The sequence below is a fragment of the Burkholderia sp. MR1-5-21 genome, assembly GCF_053427715.1.
This window is the reverse complement of sequence record NZ_JBSAXD010000023.1, coordinates 52,255-73,507: the sequence shown is the minus strand read 5'-3', so window position 1 is coordinate 73,507 and position 21,253 is coordinate 52,255. Positions and strand designations below refer to the sequence as shown.

At 69.0% G+C, this 21,253-nt stretch carries 19 protein-coding genes and 3 pseudogenes; 15 read left to right on the top strand and 7 right to left on the bottom strand.

What is annotated here, in order from left to right; translation table 11 throughout:
• The first annotated feature begins 11 nt into the window (after positions 1-11).
• From ACV229_RS27520 to ACV229_RS27510, 3 genes are all read left to right on the top strand, one after another.
• Entirely contained in the window at positions 12-626 is a 615-nt protein-coding gene (locus tag ACV229_RS27520; protein WP_448086325.1) for a YdcF family protein, read from the top strand.
• A gap of 128 nt (positions 627-754) precedes the next feature.
• The gene (locus ACV229_RS27515) at positions 755-2,992 is read left to right on the top strand and encodes an amylo-alpha-1,6-glucosidase (RefSeq protein ID WP_448086265.1); all 2,238 of its coding nucleotides are present in this window, start codon (positions 755-757) and stop codon (positions 2,990-2,992) included.
• Positions 2,993-3,133: 141 nt separating this feature from the next.
• A complete protein-coding gene (locus ACV229_RS27510) occupies positions 3,134-3,385 on the top strand; it encodes a hypothetical protein (protein ID WP_448074834.1) in 252 nt (83 codons plus the stop codon).
• Between the two features lie 526 nt (positions 3,386-3,911).
• Here ACV229_RS27510 and penR read toward each other — a convergent pair.
• The gene (gene penR / locus ACV229_RS27505; protein WP_448086264.1) at positions 3,912-4,802 is read right to left on the bottom strand and encodes a beta-lactamase transcriptional regulator PenR; all 891 of its coding nucleotides are present in this window, start codon (positions 4,800-4,802) and stop codon (positions 3,912-3,914) included.
• A 115-nt stretch (positions 4,803-4,917) separates the two neighbouring features.
• On the opposite strand from penR, the gene blaPEN-bcc reads away from it, so the two are divergent.
• Positions 4,918-5,820 carry a PEN family class A beta-lactamase, Bcc-type gene (blaPEN-bcc, locus tag ACV229_RS27500; RefSeq protein ID WP_448086263.1) on the top strand — a complete coding sequence of 301 codons (903 nt, stop codon included), beginning with the start codon at positions 4,918-4,920 and terminating at the stop codon, positions 5,818-5,820.
• Positions 5,821-6,231: 411 nt separating this feature from the next.
• On the opposite strand, the gene ACV229_RS27495 is transcribed toward blaPEN-bcc, so the two are convergent.
• The 3 genes from ACV229_RS27495 to ACV229_RS27485 all read right to left on the bottom strand — a co-directional run bounded on the left by ACV229_RS27495 (position 6,232) and on the right by ACV229_RS27485 (position 9,019).
• The gene (locus ACV229_RS27495; protein WP_448086324.1) at positions 6,232-6,432 is read right to left on the bottom strand and encodes a hypothetical protein; all 201 of its coding nucleotides are present in this window, start codon (positions 6,430-6,432) and stop codon (positions 6,232-6,234) included.
• A gap of 554 nt (positions 6,433-6,986) precedes the next feature.
• Positions 6,987-8,357 carry a sensor histidine kinase gene (locus ACV229_RS27490; RefSeq protein ID WP_448086262.1) on the bottom strand — a complete coding sequence of 457 codons (1,371 nt, stop codon included), beginning with the start codon at positions 8,355-8,357 and terminating at the stop codon, positions 6,987-6,989.
• Positions 8,354-9,019 (bottom strand): response regulator, encoded by a 666-nt coding sequence (locus tag ACV229_RS27485; RefSeq protein WP_448086261.1) that lies wholly within the window; start codon positions 9,017-9,019, stop codon positions 8,354-8,356. The genes ACV229_RS27490 and ACV229_RS27485 overlap by 4 nt, the downstream gene beginning before the upstream one ends.
• A 344-nt stretch (positions 9,020-9,363) precedes the next feature.
• Here ACV229_RS27485 and ACV229_RS27480 point away from each other — a divergent pair, with 344 nt between their 5' ends.
• From ACV229_RS27480 to ACV229_RS27460, 5 genes are all read left to right on the top strand, one after another.
• On the top strand, positions 9,364-9,717 hold the full coding sequence (locus ACV229_RS27480; protein WP_448086260.1) for a YgiW/YdeI family stress tolerance OB fold protein: 354 nt from the start codon (positions 9,364-9,366) through the stop codon (positions 9,715-9,717).
• A gap of 55 nt (positions 9,718-9,772) precedes the next feature.
• Positions 9,773-10,633, top strand: a complete 861-nt coding sequence (locus ACV229_RS27475) for a MurR/RpiR family transcriptional regulator (protein WP_448086259.1) — start codon at positions 9,773-9,775, stop codon at positions 10,631-10,633.
• Positions 10,634-10,764: 131 nt separating this feature from the next.
• Positions 10,765-11,637, top strand: a complete 873-nt coding sequence (locus tag ACV229_RS27470; protein ID WP_448086258.1) for an isocitrate lyase/PEP mutase family protein — start codon at positions 10,765-10,767, stop codon at positions 11,635-11,637.
• A gap of 333 nt (positions 11,638-11,970) precedes the next feature.
• A complete protein-coding gene (locus tag ACV229_RS27465) occupies positions 11,971-12,237 on the top strand; it encodes a YodC family protein (RefSeq protein WP_448086257.1) in 267 nt (88 codons plus the stop codon).
• Between the two features lie 81 nt (positions 12,238-12,318).
• A complete protein-coding gene (locus ACV229_RS27460) occupies positions 12,319-13,524 on the top strand; it encodes a cytochrome P450 (protein ID WP_448086256.1) in 1,206 nt (401 codons plus the stop codon).
• A 21-nt stretch (positions 13,525-13,545) separates the two neighbouring features.
• Here ACV229_RS27460 and ACV229_RS27455 read toward each other — a convergent pair whose 3' ends face one another.
• Both ACV229_RS27455 and ACV229_RS27450 read right to left on the bottom strand, forming a co-directional pair.
• On the bottom strand, positions 13,546-13,869 hold the full coding sequence (locus ACV229_RS27455; protein WP_448086255.1) for a superinfection immunity protein: 324 nt from the start codon (positions 13,867-13,869) through the stop codon (positions 13,546-13,548).
• A gap of 84 nt (positions 13,870-13,953) precedes the next feature.
• Positions 13,954-14,379, bottom strand: a complete 426-nt coding sequence (locus tag ACV229_RS27450; RefSeq protein ID WP_448086254.1) for a rhodanese-like domain-containing protein — start codon at positions 14,377-14,379, stop codon at positions 13,954-13,956.
• A 122-nt stretch (positions 14,380-14,501) separates the two neighbouring features.
• On the opposite strand from ACV229_RS27450, the gene ftrA reads away from it, so the two are divergent.
• Positions 14,502-15,467: a transcriptional regulator FtrA gene (gene ftrA / locus ACV229_RS27445; RefSeq protein WP_448086253.1), complete on the top strand. Its 966-nt coding sequence runs from the start codon at positions 14,502-14,504 to the stop codon at positions 15,465-15,467.
• Between the two features lie 142 nt (positions 15,468-15,609).
• Here ftrA and ACV229_RS27440 read toward each other — a convergent pair.
• A pseudogene (locus ACV229_RS27440) lies at positions 15,610-16,704 on the bottom strand (Orn/Lys/Arg family decarboxylase); the annotation flags it as partial.
• On the opposite strand from ACV229_RS27440, the pseudogene ACV229_RS27435 reads away from it, so the two are divergent.
• From ACV229_RS27435 to ACV229_RS27415, 5 genes and pseudogenes are all read left to right on the top strand, one after another.
• Positions 16,695-17,243: pseudogene (locus ACV229_RS27435) on the top strand (NAD(P)H-dependent flavin oxidoreductase); the annotation flags it as partial. The pseudogenes ACV229_RS27440 and ACV229_RS27435 sit on opposite strands and share 10 nt — an antisense overlap.
• 99 nt (positions 17,244-17,342) lie before the next feature.
• Entirely contained in the window at positions 17,343-18,797 is a 1,455-nt protein-coding gene (locus tag ACV229_RS27430) for a M20 family metallopeptidase (protein WP_448086252.1), read from the top strand.
• Between the two features lie 55 nt (positions 18,798-18,852).
• A complete protein-coding gene (locus ACV229_RS27425; RefSeq protein WP_448086251.1) occupies positions 18,853-19,962 on the top strand; it encodes a malate/lactate/ureidoglycolate dehydrogenase in 1,110 nt (369 codons plus the stop codon).
• A 9-nt stretch (positions 19,963-19,971) separates the two neighbouring features.
• Positions 19,972-20,340 (top strand): annotated as a pseudogene (locus ACV229_RS27420) (TfoX/Sxy family protein); the annotation flags it as partial.
• A 251-nt stretch (positions 20,341-20,591) separates the two neighbouring features.
• On the top strand, positions 20,592-21,170 hold the full coding sequence (locus ACV229_RS27415; protein ID WP_448086250.1) for an NnrU family protein: 579 nt from the start codon (positions 20,592-20,594) through the stop codon (positions 21,168-21,170).
• The last annotated feature ends 83 nt before the right edge of the window (positions 21,171-21,253 follow it).

The following is a 21,253-nucleotide window of genomic DNA, read 5'->3' as shown; positions in this document are numbered from 1 at the left end:
GGGCCGGCCGCGTGCTGGCCGTCGTGGCGCTCGTCTGGGTGCTGGCTGCCGTCGTGCTGGCCGTGCACGGGATGCGCATCCCTGACGGGCGGGCGGACGTCGCCGTGATCTTCGGCAATGCGCTGGATCCTGACGGGACGCCGAAGCCCATCCTCGCGTCGCGCCTCGACGTCGGCGTGCAGTGCTACCGGTCGGGACGATGCCCGGCGATCTTCGTCAGCGGCGCGATCGACGGCCCCGGGCTGGACGAGGCCGCGGCGATGCGCGATTACCTGCTCGCGCGGGGCGTGCCGGCCGACCGGATCGCCGTCGACAACCAGGGCGACAACACGCTCGCGACCGCGCAGCACGCGTTCGTGTACATGCGGGCTCACCGCGCATCGAGCGTGCTGCTCGTCAGCCAGTTCTACCATCTGGCGCGTGCGCAGCTCGCGTTCGAACGGGTCGGTGTCGATCGCGCGCAAATCCGTGCCGCGTATCCGCGCCGGTTCGAGTGGCGCGACCTGTATTCGAGCTGGCGGGAAGTGCCGGCGTACGCCGTCTACGCGATCCGCCTCTGGTTGAATCCGGATGCGCGGCCGATGTCGTTCCGGCCGATGCTCTATCTGGAGCGGCTGTTTTCCTGATGCGCAGGCGCGGCACGACGGCCGCGCCTGCCGGCGGCATCGCGCCGCTGCGCGCGCGCCCGGTTCTGTCCTATCCTGTGCGAAAAACGCGACGTGCGCCGCGCGTCGCGTCCGACCCAGGAGCATCGATGCACAAGCCAGCAGACGAGTCTTCTCCGCGCGCGCCGCAAGCTGCGCCGCCATCCCCGCCGCAGTCCGCGACGGCCGCGCCCGGCGCGCCGTTCATCGCCCCCGAAGCCGATTCCCAGAAGCCCGAACGCGGCAGCCAGTACGTGCTGAAGGCCGGTGGCGCGTTCGTCGTCAGCAATGCGCTTGGCGACATCGGCGGACACGACGACGGTTTCTTCGTCGACGACATGCGCGTGCTGTCGCAATGGCGGCTGACCTTCGGCGGCCGCGCGCCGTCGCTGCTGTCGGGCGCGACGAGCGCCGACAACGCGTCGTTTACCGCGCACCTGACCAACCGGCCGTTGCCGCCGCTCGGCGGCCACGAGACGCCCGAAGGCGTGATCCATATCGAGCGCACGCGCGTGCTCGCGGACAACGTGCTGTACGAAGCGCTGACGCTGACGAACTACGGCGCGAGCGAAGCCGAGGTGCCGCTGTCGCTGTCGTTTACGGCGGATTTCAAGGACATGTTCGAGGTGCGCGGCACGCACCGCGAAGCGCGCGGCGCGATCGCGGAGCCGAGCCTCGACGCGGGCGCGGGCGCGGTACGGCTGCGCTACGACGGCCTCGATCGCGTCGAACGCACGGTGTCCGTGCAGTTCTCGCCCGAGCCCGATGCGCTGTCGGTCAACCGCGCCGACTACACGCTGACGATCGCCGCGCAGGCGTGCGTGTCGATCTACGTGACCGTCGAGGCGACGGTCGGCCCGTCGCACGGCGACTCGCCCGCGTGCGGTCGCAACGCGCTGCGCACCGCGCTCGTCGCCGTGCACCGCGAGATGCGCGCGCGCCGCGAGACGATGGCCCGCGTGCGCACCGGCAACCCGCTGTTCAACGCATGGCTCGACCGCTCGCTGGCGGATCTCGGCCTGTTGACGACGCACCTCGACACGGGGCCGTACCCGTATGCGGGCATTCCGTGGTTCTCGACCCCGTTCGGCCGCGACGCGGTGATCACGTCGATGCAGATGCTGTGGCTGCAGCCGTCGCTCGCGCGCGGCGTGCTGCGCTTTCTTGCCGCGCATCAGGCGCGGGAGACGTCCGCGTTCCGCGACGCGGAGCCGGGCAAGATCATGCACGAGTTCCGCAAGAGCGAGATGGCCGCGACGGGCGAGGTGCCGTTCGCGCTGTACTACGGCGGCGTGGACACGACGCCGCTGTTCGTCGTGCTGGCGGGCGCGTACCTCGAACAGACGGGCGACGACGCGCTGATCGACGAACTGTGGCCCGCGCTCGAGCGCGCGATCCAGTGGGTGAGCGACAAGTGCGACCGCAATCCGTACGGACTGCTCGACTACCAGCGCACGTCGGAGCGCGGCCTCGCGAACCAGGGCTGGAAGGACAGCCACGATTCGGTGTTCCATGCGGACGGCCGTTTTCCCGACGGGCCGGTCGCGCTCGTCGAAGTGCAGGCCTATGCATGCGCGGCGTTCGACGCGATGGCGGAATGCTCGCGGCGGCGCGGCCATGCGGCGGATGCGACGCGCTATTCGCTGCGCGCGAAGCTGCTGCGCGAGCAGGTCGAGGCGCTGTTCTGGATGCCGGAAGCCAGCTTCTACGGGATCGCGCTCGACGGTCACGGCGAGCTGTGCCGCGTGCTCGCGTCGAACGCGGGGCATCTGCTCGCGTTCGGGCTGCCGGATGCGGCACGCGGCGCGGCGGTCGCGGACGTGCTCGGCTCGACGCTGTTCCAGACCGGCTGGGGCGTGCGCACGCTCGCGGCCGGCCAGCCGCGCTTCAACCCGATGGCGTATCACAACGGCTCGGTGTGGCCGCACGACAATGCGCTCGCCGCGCGCGGGCTCGCGCGCTACGGCGACAAGGCCGCCGCGCTGAATCTGCTGGGCGCGCTGTTCGAGGCGGCCGTGAGCTTCGAGATGCGGCTGCCCGAACTGTTCTGCGGGTTCCCGCGCCGGCGCGGCGAGCCGCCGACCGCGTATCCGGTCGCGTGCCTGCCGCAGGCGTGGGCGGCGGGCGCGCCGTTCATGATGCTGCAGGCGTGCCTCGGCGTGAGCGTCGACACGGCGCGCCACGAGGTACGCGTCGAGCGCCCGGCGCTGCCCGAAGGCGTCGACTGGCTGCGGATCGACGGGCTCGCGGTCGGCGACGACAGCGTGTCGCTGACGTTCCGCCGGGTCGACGGGCAGGTGGTCGCGGCCGCGGAGCCGGGGCGCGTGAAGGTCGTCGCGGTGCTGTAGGCGGTGCTGTTGGCACTGAACGCAATGCAGGCAGGAAACACGCAACCCGCCGCCCGCGCGAACGTTGAGCGATGTCGTGCCACGTTCGCGCGGGCGGCATAGAATCCCGACATGACCCTCGAACCTTCCCGGAGGCACACGATGACGACCGACAAGCGGCCCGACGACGGCGAGCAGAAGCTCGAGCATCTCGAAGCGGCGGTCAACCACGTGCACGAGTCGATCGAATCGCAGAGCATCGCGGTCGGTGCGGCGAAAGGCATTCTCTTCAGCCTGATCGAAACGCTCGGCGCGCTGATCGGCGATCCCGACCTGCCCGAGCATGCGCGCTCCGGCTACGAAGCGCTGCGCAACAAGGCGAACGAGTTGCGCAGCACGCTCGAGAAGCACTGAGCCCACACGCGGCGGAGCGAGCGCTTCGCCGCGCTTTCCTGCGCTTCCCCGCGCTTTCAATTTCTCCTGCCCATTTGTGCGCGTGCGGCGCAAAGCGCCGTGCGTTCAATGAGTTACGCCGCGCATGCGCAGGATATCCACAAGCTTGCCAACACATTCTGTGGAGAACACCCGCGGCGCAAGTGGCGCGGGTGCCGCGCGCCGCGATCGATGCGCGCGTGCCTCGTCGCTGCCCGGCCCGCGTTCGCGGACAAAATGTCCCGTTGCATCAAGGTGTTACGCGATGCGTCGGCAGGATATCCACAGGCTTGCCAACAAAATCTGTGGAAAAGGGGCGCGCTATTGTGTCGTCACGGTTGGCAATGCGCAGCGGTTGCGCGGCGCTTTCGGGGTGGGCTGCCCGATACGCGCATCGCAGCGGGAAATCATGCGCGATCAATGAGTTAGCTGCCGGGTACCCAGGATATCCACATCCTTGCCAACAAAAATTGTGGACAAGCGGCCGGTGTGGAGCTTGGCCGCGTGTTCACGCAAGCGGCGCCGCGTCTGCCGCTTCGCCGACGATCCAGTCGCGAAACAGCGTCATCGCCGGCGTGAGGGGCTTCGACTTCAGCGACGTGAGCCAGTAGCCGCCCGCCTGCACGTCGATGTCGAGCGGCCGCACGAGCAGGCCGAGCTGCAGCTCGCGCGCGAACATGCACGCCGGTGCGAGCGCGACGCCGGCCCCCTGCATCGCCGCCTCGACCATCAGCCGTGACGAGTCGAACACGGGGCCGTTGACCGGCCACGGCTCGAGCAGCGCGGCCGCGAACCAGCCGAGCCACTCGTCGGTGCGATACGAGCGCAGCAGCGTTTCGTTCGCGAGATCTTCCGGCCGCGCGAGGCGCTTGCCGATCTCCGGCGCGCACAGCGCGGTGAGCGGCGCGTCGAGCAGCCGCTCGTTGCGGGTCGCCGGCCAGTTGCCAACGCCGAAGCGGATCGCGAAATCGAGCCCTTCGGCGGCCAGGTCGACGACGTTGTTGTTGGTGCGCAGCCGCAGCTCGACGAACGGGTGGGTATCGCCGAAGCGCTTCAGGCGTGGCATTAGCCAGCCTATGGCAAACGTGCCGACAACGCCGAGCGACAGCACCTCGCGGAAGCGCCCGCCGTCGAACTGCTTGAGCACCGTCTCGATCCGGCTGAACGCGTCGCTCAGCACCGGCAGCAGTGCGCGGCCCTCGTCGGTGAGCCCGAGCCCGCGCGGCAAACGCGTGAACAGCGTGCAGCCGAGCCGTTCCTCGAGCATCCGGACCTGCTGGCTGACGGCGGCCTGCGTCACGCTCAGTTCGAGGCCTGCGCGCGTGAAGTTCAGGTGGCGCGCGGACGATTCGAACGCGCGCAGTGCATTGAGCGGAAGGTGGGGGCGGAGCTTCGTCATAAGAAATTCTTTCGTCAGCGCTCAATTATCGTTGCTTGTCAGCTAACCGTAAAGTCGCGATAGTGCGTGTCGCCGGGCCGGCATCGAACCACCATTCCACCACGAGACAAACGACATGACCCATTCATCGCAACGTCGAACCCTGCTGTTGGCCGCCGCGACGGCGCCCCTCGTGCTGACCGTGAGCGCGTGCGCGTCGTCGCGGGCGGGCGCGGTGTCCGACGCATCCGTGCAGCCGCTTGATGCACTCGCTGCGCTCGAACGCGCGGCGGGCGGACGCCTCGGCGTATGCGCGATCGACACCGCGACCGGCCGGCGCGTGCAGCATCGTGCCGACGAGCGGTTCCCGTTCTGCAGCACGTTCAAGGCGATGCTGAGCGCGGCGGTGCTCGCGCAGAGCGTCGAGCGTCCGGCACTGCTGCAGCAGCGCGTGACGTACCGGCAGGCCGACCTCGTCCGCTATTCGCCGGTGACGGAGCAGCACGTCGGCGCCGGAATGACGGTTGCCGGGCTGTGCGCGGCCGCGGTCCAGTACAGCGACAACTCGGCCGCGAACCTGCTGCTGAAGCTGATCGGCGGGCCGCCCGGGCTGACCGCGTTCGCGCGCTCGATCGGCGATGACATGTTCCGCCTCGACCGCTGGGAGACCGAGCTGAACACCGCGTTGCCGGGCGACCTGCGCGACACGACGACGCCTGCCGCGATGTCGGCGAGCCTGCGCGTGCTCGCGGTCGGCGACGCGTTGCCCGCGCCGCAGCGGGCGCAGCTCGTCGACTGGCTGCGCGGCAACAAGACCGGGGACAAGCGGATTCGCGCGGGCGTGCCGGCAGGATGGCAGGTCGGTGACAAGACCGGCACCGGCGACTACGGGACGACGAACGACGCCGGCGTGTTGTGGCCGCCCGCGCGCGGGCCGGTCGTGCTGACGGTGTATTACACGCAAGCCAATGCGGACGCGAAGGCGAAGGACGACGTGATCGCGTCGGCGACGCGCATCGCGATCGCGGCGCTCGGTTGATCGACGCGTCACGCATCGTGTTGGTGGCGCGGCGCCGTGCCGCAAACGTGATGCGTGCGTCGAAACGTTGTGGGATCAACCACTTAGCTCAAGCATGCTCAGGATATCCACACGCTTGCCAACAAAAACTGTGGAAAAGACGCTGGCGGGTATCTGAGCATGCGCGCGCGACGCGGGGCGACGGTGCGCGGCATCGGGTTGGCACGCCGCGTGCCTCATTCGCGACGATGCAAGGAAAGCCTTTCCGATCAAGCATTTGCCTGCGCTATGCGCAGGCTATCCACATCCTTGCCAACAAAATCTGTGGACAACGGACGTCGCCGCGAACGGGGCGTCGCGTCGGGTGCGAAGCGCAAGGCGATGCGCGCGATGCGCCGGGTACGGCCGGGAGCGTCACGACGCGGCGAACGGTCAGTCGCGCCGGTCGTCGACGGTAGGCCAGCGCGCGAACGCGAACACCCAGAGCATGATGATGTTCAGCAGCGGCACGATCATCGTCAGCACCCACCAGCCCGAGTGACCGGTGCGCCGGACGATGCGGACATACGGATAGACGCAGATCACGAAGATGACGAGCGTGACGAACAACTTCACGGCGGAGAAATGGTGCATGTGATGCATGGCCTTCTCCTCGAACAGGTGTTGTCGTTGTGCTGCTTGAACAGGGCGGGATGCGGTGTCTGGCGTGGTGCACGAGTCGCGGGCGGGGCGATCGGCCTGCAGCGACTAGCGCGATCTTGACGCCCGCGCGTGCGGTGCGTCAAGCCGATGCGGCGCGTGCCGGATGCGCATCGATTCGCCCGTGGCGTCGCCGATCGGCGCGCTGCATTGCCGCATCCGTGACGCCGATCGTGTTTCGCTGCGCGATCAATGAGTTATCGCACGCTTGCGCAGGATATCCACAAGCTTGCCAACAAAATCTGTGAGTAAGTGAAGTGATGTGCACCCGCGCGAGCAGGCGATGGCGGCGGTGGTGAACAACGGTGCATCGCCGGCGCATCGTGGTGCGGGCGATGCAAAAGCGGCGCGCATTGATCCAGATTCGCACGCGGCGTCTGCATCACGCGTGCCAAAGCCCGTCGGATCAAGGACTTGGCGAAGTGGTGCGCAGGATATCCACAACCTTGCCAACAAAATCTGTGGACAAATCGCCTGTCGCGCCGGCGTCAGGCTGGTGCATCGAAGTGCACCGCGACGGTGAGGCCGTGGCCGCCCGCGCTGGTGGCAAGCGTCACCGCCGCACGATGCTGCTCGGCGATCCGCTTGACGATCGACAGGCCGAGCCCGCTGCCCGAGTTCGTCGCCGTCTGCGCACCGGCGCCGCGATAGAACCGTTCCCACACGTTCGCACGCTCGCCTTCCGGAATGCCGGGGCCGGTGTCGGCCACCTCGAGCACCGCGGTGCCGCCTTCGATGCGTGCGCCGACGTCGACGCGCGCGCCATCGCCCGCATAGCGGATCGCGTTGTCGACAAGATTGTTCAGCAGCACGCGCAGCGTGTCGGCGTTGCCCGCGACCTTGACGGGCGTCGTCACGATCGCGCCGAGATCGACGCGATGCGCGTCGGCGACGCGCGCGCGGTCCGCGACCACCGAGCGGCACAGCGCGGCGAGATCGACCGGCGCGAACGCGGCCGTCTGCGCATCGGGTTCGATGCGCGCGAGCGTCAGCAACTGCTCGGCCAGGTGGCCGAGCCGCGTGGTGCCCGCATGGATCTGCGCGAGGATGCGCTCGCGCTCGTCCGCCGTCGCCGCGCGCCGCAGCAGCTGCGACTGGATCGACAGGCCCATGATCGGCGTGCGCAGTTCATGCGCGGCATCGGCGATGAAGTGCCGCTGCAGCGTGAACGAGCGATCGAGCCGCGTGAGCAGGTCGTTGATCGCTTCGGCGAGCGGCCGCACTTCGTTCGGCATCGACGCGACGTCGACCGGTTCGAGGTTGTTCGCGTTGCGGCGCTTGAGCCCGGCGGCGATCGCGGCGAGCGGCCGCAGCCCCTCGCCGATGCCGAACCACAGGCCGATCGCGAGCACCGGCAGCATCGAGAACACCGGCCACAGCAGGTGCACGGCGATGCCGGCGATCGCTTCCCAGCGTGCGCGGCGCGCCTGCGCGAGACGGATCGTCGTGCCGCCGCGCTGCGTTACGTAGGTGCGCCACGGCGTGCCGTCGACGTCGACGCCCGCGATGCCGGCCTGCGTCGGCGGCGGCAGCTTCGAGTCGCGGTCGGTCGAATAGACGAGCGTGCCGTTGCGCCAGACCTGCAGCAGCACCGCGTCGGGATCGTCGACCTTGAAGCCGTGTTCGCCTTCCGCATGGCTCTTGAACGACAGCTCGCCGTTCGGGCCGACGACGATCTGTTTCGACATGCTGCGCATCTGGTCGTCGAGCAGGTCGTCGAGTTCGCGCAGCGCGCCCCAGTAGGTGCCCGCGCTCGCGAGCAGGCCGATCACGCACGCGGCCGGCATCAGCCACAGCAGCAGGCGGCGCCGCAGCGATACGCCGCGCCAGCGTGAAACCGCGCGCTGCAGGCCCGTCATGCGCCGTCACCGATCCGGTAGCCGACGCCGCGCACCGTGCGGATCATGTCGTGGCCGAGCTTCTTGCGCAGGTTGTGGATGTGCACCTGCACCGCGTTGCTCTCGACTTCCTCGCCCCAGCTGTACAGGCGTTCCTCGAACTGCTCGCGCGAGATCACGGCGCCCGGTTCGCGCATCAGTTCGTGCAGCAGCACGAACTCCTTCGGCGACAGCGGCACTTCGTCGTCGTTGAGCCAGACCAGGTGCTTGACGGGATCGAGCCGCAGCGGGCCGATCGCGAGCGTCGTCTGCGCGCGGCCCGCATGGCGGCGGTTGACCGCGCGGATGCGCGCGAGCAGTTCCTCGAGCGCGAACGGTTTGACGAGATAGTCGTCCGCGCCGGCGTCGAGGCCGGCGATGCGGTCGGACAGGCCGTCGCGTGCGGTGATGACGATCGCCGGCAGGTTTTCGTCGCGGCGGCGTAGCGCGGCGAGCACCGACAGTCCGTCGCGGTTCGGCAGCCCGAGATCGAGCAGCAGCAGCCCGTAGCCGGTGGTCGTGCGCAGCGCGAGCGACGCGGCTTCGCCGTCCGTGACCCAGTCGACCGCGAAGCCTTCCTGTTTCAGACCCTGTTCGAGCCCGCTGCCGATCAGCGGATCGTCCTCGACGAGCAGTACGCGCATGTGTTCGTGTTTCTCCGTGAAGGCGCCGTACGGGCGCCCGGTCTGCCTATGATAAGCGCGCGCGTCTTAGGGGGAGCTTAAGCGTGGGGCGAGGGGGGATGTCCGGCGGGCGGGGCGGTACGAGTGTTGGTGCCGCCGCGGGCATGCCGGCACGTCGACGGTGGGTCGGCGCAATGGCGCAGCGGCCTGCTGCACACATTCCGGCTGACAAATTCGCATCTGTCCAACGCGGCACCCCGCCGCGTCGCCGCGATCTTCAGGTTTGCTTAATCTTACGGTCCGTAATCTGCGGACGTCGCGCTCATCGGGAGCGCGACGTCCTGTCAAGAAAAAGGAACGAAATCATGAAGCCACTGACCAGAATCCTGGCGATCGCACTCGCCGCGTTGCCGGCCGCCGTCTACGCGCAATACACAGGGCCGTCGTCGCTGACGACGACGACCGTGAAAGAGCTGCTCGCGAACGGCAAGGACGATCAGCACGTGCTGCTGCAGGGCCGCATCGTCAAGCACGCCGGCGGCGAGGATTACGACTTCGCGGACGCGACCGGCACGATTCGCGTCGAAATCGACGACAAGCTGTGGGCCGGCGGCCAGCCGGTCGGCGACAACAGCGAAGTGAAGCTGACCGGCGAATTCGAGCGCAAATGGTCGGGCCGCGTGAAGGTCGATGCCGACCGGATCGACGTGGTGCGCTGAACGGTGCGCGGGGAGCCGGTGATACCATGAGCGACCGGTTCCCGTTCTCTCCAAGATGGCCGACAATTTCGACGAACTCGCGTCCCGGATCCGGGCGCAATTTTCCGGGCTGAGCCCGCAATTCCAGGCCGGCGCGGCGTTTCTGCTCGATCATCCCGACGAAGTCGCCGTGTCGTCGATGCGCAAGGTCGCGCAGCGCGCGCAAGTGCAGCCCGCGTCGCTCGTGCGGCTCGCGCAGCAGCTCGGTTTTCCCGGCTGGAACGAGCTGCGCGACCTGTGCGTCGCGCGCGTGCGCACGCGCCCCGAGCCGCTCACGCAACGCGCGCGCTCGCTCGTGCGGCCCGACGCGAAGGCGTCGCTTGCGCACGACCTGCTCGCCGCACAGCAGCACAATCTCGCGGCGACCGCCACGCAGAATGCGCAGGCGCTCGCCGAAGCCGCGAAGCTGATCCGCAAGGCATCGCACGTGCATGTCGCCGGTTTCCGTTCGTGCTATCCGGTCGCGTTCGGGCTCGTCTACGGCTACCGGCTGTTCCGGCCGACCGTGTCGCTGCTGACGGGCGTCGCCGGTTCGCTCGAGATGGAGCTGCGCACGATCGCGAAGCAGAGCGCGACCGTGGTCGTCAGCTTCGCGCCGTATTCGGCCGAGGCGACACGTGTCGCGCAGGCCGCGAAGGCGCAGGGCAGCCGGATCGTCGCGATCACCGACAGCGCCGTGTCGCCGATCGCGCTGCATGCCGATGCGCAGCTGATCTTCACGCACGACAGTCCGTCGTTCTTCCCGTCGCTCGTCGCCGCGCATGCGCTCGCCGAGGCGCTCGTCGCGCAGCTGCTCGCGCTCGAAGGCAGCGATGCGATCGCCGCACTCGAACGCGCGGAAGTCGAGCTGCATGCGAAAGGAGCGTACGTGGTTTGATGAAGCGGGGGCGGTAAAGGAAGGCGGCGTACGGCGCTGTAAATCGCGCGCATCGATATTTCACCGCATGCCGAAACGTCGTCGCGGTGCACCCGCGTATGCTTGGGTTTCCCTTTCCGACGGAGCCCACGATGACCCCCGCGACGACCCATTCCGATCTGCAAGCCCGCCACGCCGAAGCCTTCCGCGCGCTGCACGCGCAACCCGGCGCCTTCATCCTCCCCAACCCGTGGGACGCGGGCACCGCACGGCTGCTCGCGATGGCCGGCTTCCGCGCGCTCGCGACGACGAGCGCCGGGTACGCGTTTTCGCGCGGCCGTCCGGACAACGCGATCGGTCGCGACGAAATGCTCGCGCACATTGCCGATATCGTGGCGGCGGGCGGGCTGCCGGTGAGCGCCGATCTCGAGAACGGTTTCGGCGACGCGCCGGACACGGTCGCCGAAACGATCCGGCTCGCGGCCGGGGCCGGCGCGGTCGGCGGCTCGATCGAGGACGCGACGGGCCGGGCCGACGCACCGATCTATCCGCACGACGCGGCGGTCGAGCGCATCGCGGCGGCCGTTGCCGCGGCGCGCGCGTTGCCGTTTCCGTTCACGCTGACCGCACGTTGCGAAAACTACCTGCACGGCCGCCACGATCTCGACGACACGATCGCGCGCCTTGTCGCGTATCGCGACGTGGGCGCCGACGTGCTGTACGCGCCCGGCCTGACCGATCCCGGCGAGATCGAGGCCGTCACGCGCGCGGTCGATGCGCCGGTCAACGTCGTGATGGGCCTGCAGGGCGCGACGCACAGCCTCGATGCGCTTGCGGCGCTCGGGGTGAAGCGCGTGAGTGTCGGCGGCGCGCTGGCGCGCGCAGCGCTTGGCGCGTTCCTGCGCGGCGTGACGGAGATGGTGCGCGATGGCACGTTTTCGTTCGCGGAAGCAGCGGTGCCGGGACGCCAGCTCAATCAATGGTTCGCTGCGGAGAACAATCCGCCCGTCTCGTTCGGGAAATGATGCATGAAAATGCGTGGGATCGATTCCAGCCCGTGCATCGATTGATGTGAATCAGTTCATTTTGCTTTCGATTAAATGATGGCTGAACAGGCGGGATGCATGACACGTTCATTGCATCCCGTTTTTTATTCCGGATATTTCGTGATTCCATGTCGATGCGCTTGACGTATCCTGACAAACCACCTGCCGGGCGGGCGTTCGCGGCTTTTTTCCAGGATTTTTTCTGCGCGCGGGAGTTGCCGGTTTATTTTGTGATTGATAATCTTCATTCCATCTGAAAAATACCGGCGGCTCCGGCTTCCGGAAAATCAATATAAATGTGCTGAGAGAGCCATGACGATCCGAGATATGCTACGTACCCGGTTTCGCGTCGGCGATGTCGTGACGCTGAAAACCGGCGGGCCGCGCATGACGGTCACCTACGCCGGGCCGGTCGTCTTCGACGAGGCCGACTGGCTGATCTGCCAGTGGTTCGACGAAGGTGGCCACTTCCGCCAGGAAATGTTCCATCACGAGACGGTCGTGCCGGAGCCGCGCGCGATCTCGGCCGGGCGCGTACGCGTGCGCATGCAGGGGCAGCGCTACCGGTCGGCGGCATAAGCGGCGGCACGGCGGCCCGCCGCATCGACGTTTCACGTCAGCGCGAAACATCCGGTGTGCGGCGGCGCCGATACTGCGTGCATGAACCCGAACCCGACCGATCCGATTGCCGCGGTCACGCACCGCGATCCCTATCCTTACTACGCAGCGCTCGTCGACGGGCCGCCGCTCGCGTTCGATGCCGCGCTCGGCCTGTGGGTCGCGAGCCGCGCCGCGAGCGTGAGCGCGGTGCTCGCCGATCCGGCGTGCCGCGTCAGGCCGCTTGCCGATCCGGTGCCGCTCGCGCTGCGCGGCACGACGGCCGGCGAACTGTTCGCGCAGCTCGTGCGCATGAACGACGGCGCGTTGCGGCACGATGTGCCGAAGCGCGCATTGCACGCGGCGCTCGCGTCGGTCGATACCGACGCGTTGCGCCGGCGCGCGGCCGTGCTCGCCACACGGCGCATGCCGAAGCAGGCCGCGCCGGAGGCGCTCGATGCGTGGTGCATGACAGTGCCCGTGTGCGCGGTGGCCGATCTGCTCGGCTTCGACGACACTCGGCTCGATGCGGTCGCGGAATGGGTGACCGATTTCGTCGCGGCGCTGTCGCCGCTGTCGACGGATTCGCAACTGGCGCGTGCCAGCGACGCGGCGGGTCGGTTGCTCGACCGGATGACGGCGCTCGTTGCTGCGACGGCTGCGACCGACGGCACCCTCGTCGCGGCGGTGCAGCGCGCGGCGCGGGACGCCGGCTGGCACGCGAGCGGCGCGCTGATCGCGAATCTGGTCGGGTTGCTGTCGCAGACGTGCGAGGCGACGGCGGCGTGGCTCGGCAATACGCTGGTCGCATGGCTCGACCCGGCCAAGCGGCCCGCAGGCGGAACCTGCATGCCGGACGACGCAACGCTCGACGCGTTCGTCGCGGAAGTAGCGCGCTTCGATGCGCCGGTGCAGAACACGCGGCGCTTCGCCGCCGCACGCACGACGCTTGCCGGCGTGACCGTCGATGCGGGCGCGGCGATCCTCGTCGTGCTCGCGGCCGCGAACCGCGATCCGGCGGTGCATCGGGATCCGCATCGCTTCAACCCCGGCCGGCCGCCGGACGCGACGTTCGGCTTCGGGATGGGGGCGCACGGCTGTCCCGGCGAGCGGATCGCGCGGGCGGTGACGGCGGGCGCGTTCGGCGCGTGGCTGCTTGAAGCGGGGGTGGGCGGCGCGGACGGTATACCGCCGCGCGACGCGTTGAGCTGGCGCTACCGGGCCTCGACCAACGTCAGGATGCCGAAGTTCGAGGCGGCGGCACGGTAACGCACGGGAACGGGAAGGGGGTTAGCGGCAGCCTTGCTTCTGCGCCCATTGCTCCTGGGCGACGCGGCGCTGCACGCGTTCGACGAGACCGGTGGAAAAGGTCCGCATGCTGATGCCGCGGCGCTTCGCGAGGATGGTCTGCGCGACGTCGGCTTGCGGGTTCGGCTGGCAGGCCCAGTACAGCGTCATCAGCCAGCCGATGCCCGTCCACGCGAACAGCGCGTTGAACAGCGCGATCGTCAGCTTGTCGTGACGGCCGCGCCGGTCGGCGATGATGGCCGGCAGAAAGTAGAGCGCGACCGCGGCGACTGAACCGGCGGCTTGAATCAGGACTTCGGTCTGCATGTTGCTGCTCCATCCGGACTGCAATGCGACCGATTGTCGCGCGTTTCGCGTTCTTGTGCTGGCAATTGATTGTTGCGTTTTTGATCACGATCGGGCGGCTTCGGGCGCTGCCTGGGCCGCATCGTTACTGAGCCTGAAACCCTCGTCGAGCCAGCCGGTGATGCCCCCGATCATCAGCTTGACCGGCTGCCCGAGACGCGCGAGGCGGATCGCGGCGCGGGCGGCGCCGTTGCAGTGCGGGCCGGCGCAATAGACGACGAACAGCGTGCCGGCCGGGTACGCGGCGAGCTTGCCCGCGACGATCTTGCGGTGCGGCAGGTTGCGCGCGCCGGGCACGTGCCCGGCGGCGAACAGGTCGGGGCCACGGACGTCGAGCAGCACGAAGTCGGGTGCACCCGATGCGAGCGCGTCGTGGACGTCCCAGCAGTCGGTCTCGAAGCGCAGCGACGCTTCGAAATGCGCGAGGGCGGCGGGGCTGTCGGCGGCGGGGACGTCGGTAACGTAGGACATGCGAAGGGTCTCCTGAAGGGGTGCGGATCACGGTGAAGCGTGCGTTGAAGATGGGGCCAGTATCGCGGTTCGCCGCGCCGCGCGGCAGTGGCGTGATCGACAAGTTCCGGTAACATCGCGCCATGAAAAATCATCTCGTCGTCGCGCTCGCCTACGATCGCCTCTGCACCTTCGAATTCGGCTGCGTGGTCGAACTGTTCGCGCTCGACCGTCCCGAACTGGGCGTCGACTGGTATCGCTTCGCGGTCTGCGCAAGCGAGCCAGGGCCCGTTCGCGCGGCGGGCGGCATCACGGTCGCCGCGCCGTACCGGCTCGCGATGCTCGATCGCGCCGATACGATCGTGATCCCCGGCTGGCGCGATCCGGACGAACTGCCGCCCGAACCGCTGCTGAAGAAGCTGCGGGCCGCGCACCGGCGCGGCGCGCGGCTGTGCACGATCTGCTCGGGCGTGTTCGTGCTGGCGGCGGCGGGCGTGCTCGACGGCCTCACCGTGACGACGCACTGGCGCTATGCGGACCGCCTGCAGGCGCGCTATCCGGCGCTGCGCGTGAATCCGGACGCGCTGTACGTCGACGAGGGGCAGATCATCACGTCGGCCGGTTCCGCGGCCGGGCTCGACATGCTGCTGCATCTGGTGCGTCGCGATCACGGCGGCGCGATCGCGAACCGCGTCGCGCAGCGGCTCGTGCTGCCGCCGCATCGCGACGGCGGGCAGGCGCAGTTCGTGCCGCGCCCGGTCGCGCCGGGTGGCAGCGACCGGCTCGCGAAGCTGATCGACTGGATGCGCGCGCATGCGGCCGAACCGCACACGCTCGCGTCGCTCGCCGCGCAGGCAGCGATGAGTCCGCGCACGCTGCAGCGGCAGTTCGCCGACGCGACCGGGTTGTCGCCGGTCGCGTGGCTGATCCGCGAGCGCGTGAACGTCGCGAAGGACATGCTCGAAGCGAATCCGGCGCTGCCGCTCGCGCAGGTCGCGGCGCGCGCGGGGTTCGGCTCGGAGGAGTCGCTGCGCCGGCATTTCCGGCGCATCGCGGCGACGAGTCCGGCCGCGTACCGGAAGGGGATGGATCGTGGCGTAAGGTCCTGATGGCAAGGCAAGGGGCGGAGGGCCCGCCTCACCGGATGCGCTTGCATCACGACGAAAAAGGAAAACATCTGATTCGCGACGCTTGCGACGCTGGTTGCGACGCTCCGCCGCAAGCCGGCGGGGCGTCGCTCGCGATGCGCGATCAGCGCGTGTTGGTGTCGCCGGCTTTCTTCTTGATGCACGCGACCCGGTACACGCCATCCTCGACCTCCACGCCATGCGTATCGTGCGTGAAGCCCGGGAAGCGCAGGTCGTACTGTTCGAGCGCCTTCAGGTAGCCGAGCAGCGGCCCGTCCGCCGGCCCCGCGTTCTCGCCCGGCATCAGCAGCGGAATGCCCGGCGGATACGGCACGACGCCCGTCGCGACGGTACGGCCTTCCATCTCCGACAGCTCGAGCATCTCGATGTCGTTGTGCACGAGATGCTCGAACGCCTCCGCCGGGCTGTAGTCCGGCTTCGGCAGCGTCGAGAAGCCGCGCGACATCATCTCGGTCGTCTTCAGGTCGCTCATCGCGCTGAACATCAGGTCGCACAGGTCGCGCAGGCCGAGCTTGCCATAGCGGTCCGGACAGCGCGCGACGAGATCGGGCAGCGCCTGTTCGAGCGGCGCGTTCGCGTCGTAGTCGCGCTTGAAGTCGAGCAGCGTGTTGACGAGCGTCCCCCACTTGCCCTTCGTCACGCCGAGCGAGAACAGGAACAGGATCGTGAAGTCGGTCGTCTTCTCGACGACGATCCCGTGCCGGTCGAGATACGCGGTCACGACCGACGTCGGGATGCCGACCGGCATCAGCCCGCCGTTCGGCGCGACGCCCGGCGTGAGGATCGACACCTTGATCGGGTCGAGCATGCAGTAGTCGTCCTCGATGTCGCCGAAGCCGTGCCACGCGTCGCCCGGGTGCAGCACCCAGCACGACGGATCGGTGACGAGCAGCGTCTCGTCCGCTTCATGGAAGCGCACGCGCCGGCCCGTCTTGCGGTCGACCACCGTGTCCGGCTGCCAGCCGTTGAAGAACCAGTCGTTGTTCTCCTCGCACTCCACATGCAGGCGGCCGAGCATCTGCCGGAATGCGACCGCCTCGCGGATCGCGTCGGTCGTCAGCGCCTCGCCGCCGGGGCCGTCCATCATCGCGGCGCTCACGTCGTTCGACGCGATGATCGCGTAGTTCGGCGACGTCGACGCATGCATCATGTACGCCTCGTTGAAGCGTGCATGCTCGATCGGGTTGCGGCCGTCGCGGGATGTTCCTGACCGACGACATCCACGCGCAGCCGGGCCTGTTCGCGCTGCTGCCGCAGATCGTCGATGCGGTGCGCGCGCCGGTGATCGCGGCGGGCGCGATCGCCGACGGCCGGGGCATCGCGGCCGCGTTCGCGCTCGGCGCGCGCGCGGTGCAGATCGGCACGGGCTACCTGCTGACGCCGCAGGCCGGCCGCTCGCCGCAGCATCGCGCGGCGGTACGCGCGGCGCGCGACGACGGCACGCGCGTGACCAACCTGTATACGGGCCGCCCCGCGCGTGGCCTGATGACCCGCTTCATGCGCGAACAGGGGCCGATGAGCGCGGTCGCGCCCGCGTTTCCGCTCGCGACGGCGGCGGTCGATCCGCTGCGCGGCGCGTTCGAACGGCAGGGCCGCGACGATTTCTCGATGCTGTGGTCGGGCGAGGCGGCGGCGCTCGCGCGCGACGAAGGCGCCGGTGAGCTGACGCGCCGGCTGTGGGACGACGCGCTCGCGTGCGCGGCGGGCCTCGGCGCGATGCTGCCGCGGGCCGCCTGACGCGCGTCGACCCGCGTCGACCTGGGTCGGAAAGGGGCGCGGGCGGTTGGCCGTCGGCGTATCATCTGGGTTTTCGTCAGCCCGATCCAGGCACCCACCATGACCTCCGTCGACACTACCCCCGTCCTCGACCATGACAAGCTCGTTACCTTCGTCGAGCGCAAGTGGAACGATGAAATCCTCCATGCGCTGACCGACTACATCGCGATTCCCGCGAAGAGCCCCGCATTTGATCCCGACTGGGCGAAGCGCGGCTACCTCGAGCGGGTCGTCACCGATGCCGCGCAATGGGCCGAGCGCCAGCCCGTGAAGGGCCTCAAGCTCGAGATCGTGCGGCTGCCGGGCCGCACGCCGGTGATCTTCTTCGAGACGCCCGCGACGCGCTCGGGCAGCACCGACACGATCCTGCTGTACGGCCACCTCGACAAGCAGCCCGAATTCGACGGCTGGCGCGCGGATCTCGGCCCGTGGACGCCGAAGTTCGAGAACGGCAAGCTGTACGGCCGCGGCGGCGCGGACGACGGCTACGCGATCTACGCGAGCCTCGCGGCGCTCGGCGCGCTCGACGAGCAGGGCGTCGAACGGCCGCGCTGCGTCGGCCTGATCGAGACCTGCGAGGAGTCGGGCAGCTACGACCTGCTGCCGTACGTCGACGCGCTGCGCGACCGGCTCGGCCAGGTGTCGCTCGTCGTGTGTCTCGATTCCGGCGCCGGCAACTACGACCAGATGTGGCTCACGACGTCGCTGCGCGGGCTCGTGTCCGGCGACCTGCAGGTCGAGGTGCTCGAAGAGGGCGTGCATTCGGGCGTGTTCGGCGGCATCGCACCGTCGAGCTTCCGCGTGATGCGCCAGCTGTTCGAACGGCTCGAGGACGCGAAGAACGGCAACCTGCTGCCGGGCGCGTTCCATTGCGAGATTCCCGACAGCCGCCTGCGCGAAGCGGATGCGACCGCCGCGATTCTCGGCGATGCGGTATGGAAGGGCCTGCCGTGGGCGTGCGGCGCGGACGGCAAGCCCGTGCTGCCGACCACGACCGATCCGCGCGAGGCGCTGCTGAACTCGACGTGGCGGCCGTCGCTGTCGGTGACGGGGGCAGCGGGCCTGCCGCCGCTCGCCGATGCGGGCAACGTGCTGCGTCCGCGCACCGCGTTCAAGCTGTCGCTGCGCCTGCCGCCGCTCGTCGACGCCGCGCAGGCCGTGCAGCAGCTGAAGGAACTGCTCGAACTCGATCCGCCGTACAACGCGAAGGTCACGTTCAAGCCCGACGCGGGCGCGGCGACCGGCTGGGCGGCGCCCGACCTCGCGCCGTGGCTCGCGTCGTCGCTCGATGCCGCGTCGCGCCGCCACTTCGGCGCCGACTGCGCATACATGGGCCTCGGCGGCACGATCCCGCTGATGAACGTGCTGCAGGCGGGCTTCCCGGCCGCGCAATTCATGGTGTGCGGCGTGCTCGGGCCGAAGTCGAACGCGCACGGCCCGAACGAGTTCCTGCACGTGCCGTATGCGAAGAAGCTGACGGCGGCGGTCGCCGACGTGATCGCTTCCGCACGCTGAGCACGGACCCGGCCACGGATCCGACCACGGACCCCGACTGCGAGGAGACACGCCGATGAGCGACCCGCTGATGCCCGATACTGAACCCCTGCGCGTGCGCGCCGAGCCGTTGCACGCCTTCGTCGCCGCGATCTGGGAGCGGGCGGGCAGCAGCGAACGCGAGGCGCGTCTCGTCGCCGATCACCTGGTCGGCGCGAACCTCGCGGGCCATGATTCGCACGGGATCGGCATGATCCCGAACTACGTTTCGTCGTGGCGCGAAGGGCAATTGCAACTCAACGCGCACGCGTCGATCGTCCGCGACGCGGGCGCGGTGCTGACCATCGACGGCGGGCGCGGCTTCGGCCAGGTGATCGCGTTCGAGGCGATGGTCGAAGGGATCGAGCGCGCGCGGCGGATGGGGATCTGCGCGATCGGCCTGCGCGATGTCCATCACCTCGGCCGTATCGGCCACTGGGCCGAGCAATGCGCGCGCTCGGGCCTCGTGTCGTTCCATTTCGTGAATGTGCCGGGCGACCTGCTCGTCGCGCCGCTCAACGGCACCGATCCGCGCTTCGGCACGAACCCGTTCTGCGCCGCGTACCCGCGCACGGGCAAGCCGCCGCTCGTGCTCGACTTCGCGACCAGCGCGATCGCGTACGGCAAGACGCGCGTCGCGTACAACCAGCGCAAGCGCGTGCCGGCCGGCGCGCTGATCGACCATCGCGGCCAGCCGACCGACGATCCGGCCGTGATGCACGAGAAGCCGTTCGGCGCGTTGCTGCCGTTCGGGCTGCACAAGGGCTATGCGCTCGCCGCGATGTGCGAGATCTTCGGCGGTGCGCTCGTCGGCGGGCATACGACGTACGGCGACACGCTGCAGAAGACGAGCGCGATCATCAACGGGATGCTGTCGGTGCTGATCGATCCGCGCGCATTCGAAGCCGCCGACGCGGAGCGCGAGGCCGACGCGTTCGTCGAATGGGCGAAGGCGTCGCCGCAGGCCGGCGACGCGCCGGTGCGGATGCCCGGCGAACCGGAAGACGCGAGCCGCGCGGTGCGCGGCGCCGACGGGATTCCGGTCGATCGCGCGACGTGGCGGCAGATCGGCGACAGCGCGGCGGCCGTCGGATTCACCGACGCCGAGCGCGATGCGTGGACGCAGCGCTGCACGCTCGGCGCGTGAGGCAGGCGCATGAGCTGGCAGTCTGAAAAGGCGCACGGCGAAGAGATTGCGTACCAGCTCGCGAGCCTCGGCAACGTCGAGGTCGCGCGGTTCTTCAGCGGGGCGTCGCTGCGGGTCGACGGCGTGATGTTCGGCTTCATGTCGAACGGATCGCTGTTCCTGCGCGTCGACGACGTGAACCGGCCTGCGTTCGTCGTGGCCGGGATGGGGCCGTTTTCCTATGCGGGACGCACGCGCACCGTCAACCTCGAAGGCTACTACGAAACTCCGGCTGACGTGCTCGAGGACGCAGGCGCGCTGTTCGACTGGTGCCGCGGTGCATATCGTGCCGCGTTGCTCGCGGGGCCGCCGAAACGCAAGGCGAAGCGCGCGGCGCGGTAGCGGGGCGGACCGGGCGGAATAGCGTGTCACCACGATGACGCGCAACGCCGGTAGCTTACTACCGCACTTCACCTAAGCTCACCGCACCACGCGCGCTTCACAACGGCCGGTTCGGCGTTTATGATCGGCGCGATCGCGTTGGCGCACGACATGGCCGGTTGCCGGGCGAACCCGCAACGGCCGGCGCACACGGCGCGCAGAACGCCGCGCGGCATGCATCCCCACTCATATCCAGACGGAGACAGCTGATGCTCGTCCTGATTCTCGGTTTAGTGATCTTCCTTGGTGTGCATTCGATCCGCATCTTCGCGGACGACTGGCGATCCGCGCAGATCGCCCGGCTCGGCGAAAATGGCTGGAAAGGCGGCTATTCGATCGCGTCGATCATCGGGTTCGCGCTGATCATCTGGGGCTACGGCCTCGCGCGCGCGGGCGCGACCCTGCTGTGGGTGTCGCCGGTCGGCGTGCGGCACCTGACGGGGATGCTGACCGCGATCGCGTTCGTGCTGATCGCGGCGGCGTACGTGCCGGCCAATCGCATCAGGACGCTCGTCGGGCACCCGATGCTGGCCGGTGTGATGGTGTGGGCGGTCGCGCACCTGCTCGCGAACGGCACGCTGCACGCGGTCGTGCTGTTCGGCGCGTTCCTCGTGTGGTCGTTCGTCGATTTCATCGTGTGGCGCGCGCGCGATCGCCGCAACGGCGTGCGCTATCCGGCCGGCAGGACGTCGGCCGATGTCGTGACGGTCGTGGCCGGCCTCGTGATCTGGGCTGTGTTCGCGCAGTTCCTGCACGGCTGGCTGATCGGCGTGCGGCCGTTCGGCTGAGCGTGCCTGCGGCGCGCATTGCCGGGACGCCGCGCGCCGCGCGTGACTTGCCGCTCGCGCCACGAAATGCCGCGAACCTGCGC

Bases quoted from the DNA above. Each gene is read 5' to 3' on its own strand.
- ACV229_RS27480 (WP_448086260.1), top strand. From the start codon at position 9,364: ATGAAGCCACTGACCAGAATCCTGGCGATCGCACTCGCCGCGTTGCCG.
- ACV229_RS27460 (WP_448086256.1), top strand. From the start codon at position 12,319: ATGAACCCGAACCCGACCGATCCGATTGCCGCGGTCACGCACCGCGAT.
- ACV229_RS27425 (WP_448086251.1), top strand. From the start codon at position 18,853: ATGAGCGACCCGCTGATGCCCGATACTGAACCCCTGCGCGTGCGCGCC.
- ACV229_RS27510 (WP_448074834.1), top strand. From the start codon at position 3,134: ATGACGACCGACAAGCGGCCCGACGACGGCGAGCAGAAGCTCGAGCAT.
- ftrA (WP_448086253.1), top strand. From the start codon at position 14,502: ATGAAAAATCATCTCGTCGTCGCGCTCGCCTACGATCGCCTCTGCACC.
- penR (WP_448086264.1), bottom strand. From the start codon at position 4,802: ATGACGAAGCTCCGCCCCCACCTTCCGCTCAATGCACTGCGCGCGTTC.
- ACV229_RS27430 (WP_448086252.1), top strand. From the start codon at position 17,343: ATGACCTCCGTCGACACTACCCCCGTCCTCGACCATGACAAGCTCGTT.
- blaPEN-bcc (WP_448086263.1), top strand. From the start codon at position 4,918: ATGACCCATTCATCGCAACGTCGAACCCTGCTGTTGGCCGCCGCGACG.
- ACV229_RS27495 (WP_448086324.1), bottom strand. From the start codon at position 6,432: ATGCACCATTTCTCCGCCGTGAAGTTGTTCGTCACGCTCGTCATCTTC.
- ACV229_RS27450 (WP_448086254.1), bottom strand. From the start codon at position 14,379: ATGTCCTACGTTACCGACGTCCCCGCCGCCGACAGCCCCGCCGCCCTC.
- ACV229_RS27465 (WP_448086257.1), top strand. From the start codon at position 11,971: ATGACGATCCGAGATATGCTACGTACCCGGTTTCGCGTCGGCGATGTC.
- ACV229_RS27475 (WP_448086259.1), top strand. From the start codon at position 9,773: ATGGCCGACAATTTCGACGAACTCGCGTCCCGGATCCGGGCGCAATTT.
- ACV229_RS27415 (WP_448086250.1), top strand. From the start codon at position 20,592: ATGCTCGTCCTGATTCTCGGTTTAGTGATCTTCCTTGGTGTGCATTCG.
- ACV229_RS27485 (WP_448086261.1), bottom strand. From the start codon at position 9,019: ATGCGCGTACTGCTCGTCGAGGACGATCCGCTGATCGGCAGCGGGCTC.
- ACV229_RS27515 (WP_448086265.1), top strand. From the start codon at position 755: ATGCACAAGCCAGCAGACGAGTCTTCTCCGCGCGCGCCGCAAGCTGCG.
- ACV229_RS27470 (WP_448086258.1), top strand. From the start codon at position 10,765: ATGACCCCCGCGACGACCCATTCCGATCTGCAAGCCCGCCACGCCGAA.
- ACV229_RS27490 (WP_448086262.1), bottom strand. From the start codon at position 8,357: ATGACGGGCCTGCAGCGCGCGGTTTCACGCTGGCGCGGCGTATCGCTG.
- ACV229_RS27455 (WP_448086255.1), bottom strand. From the start codon at position 13,869: ATGCAGACCGAAGTCCTGATTCAAGCCGCCGGTTCAGTCGCCGCGGTC.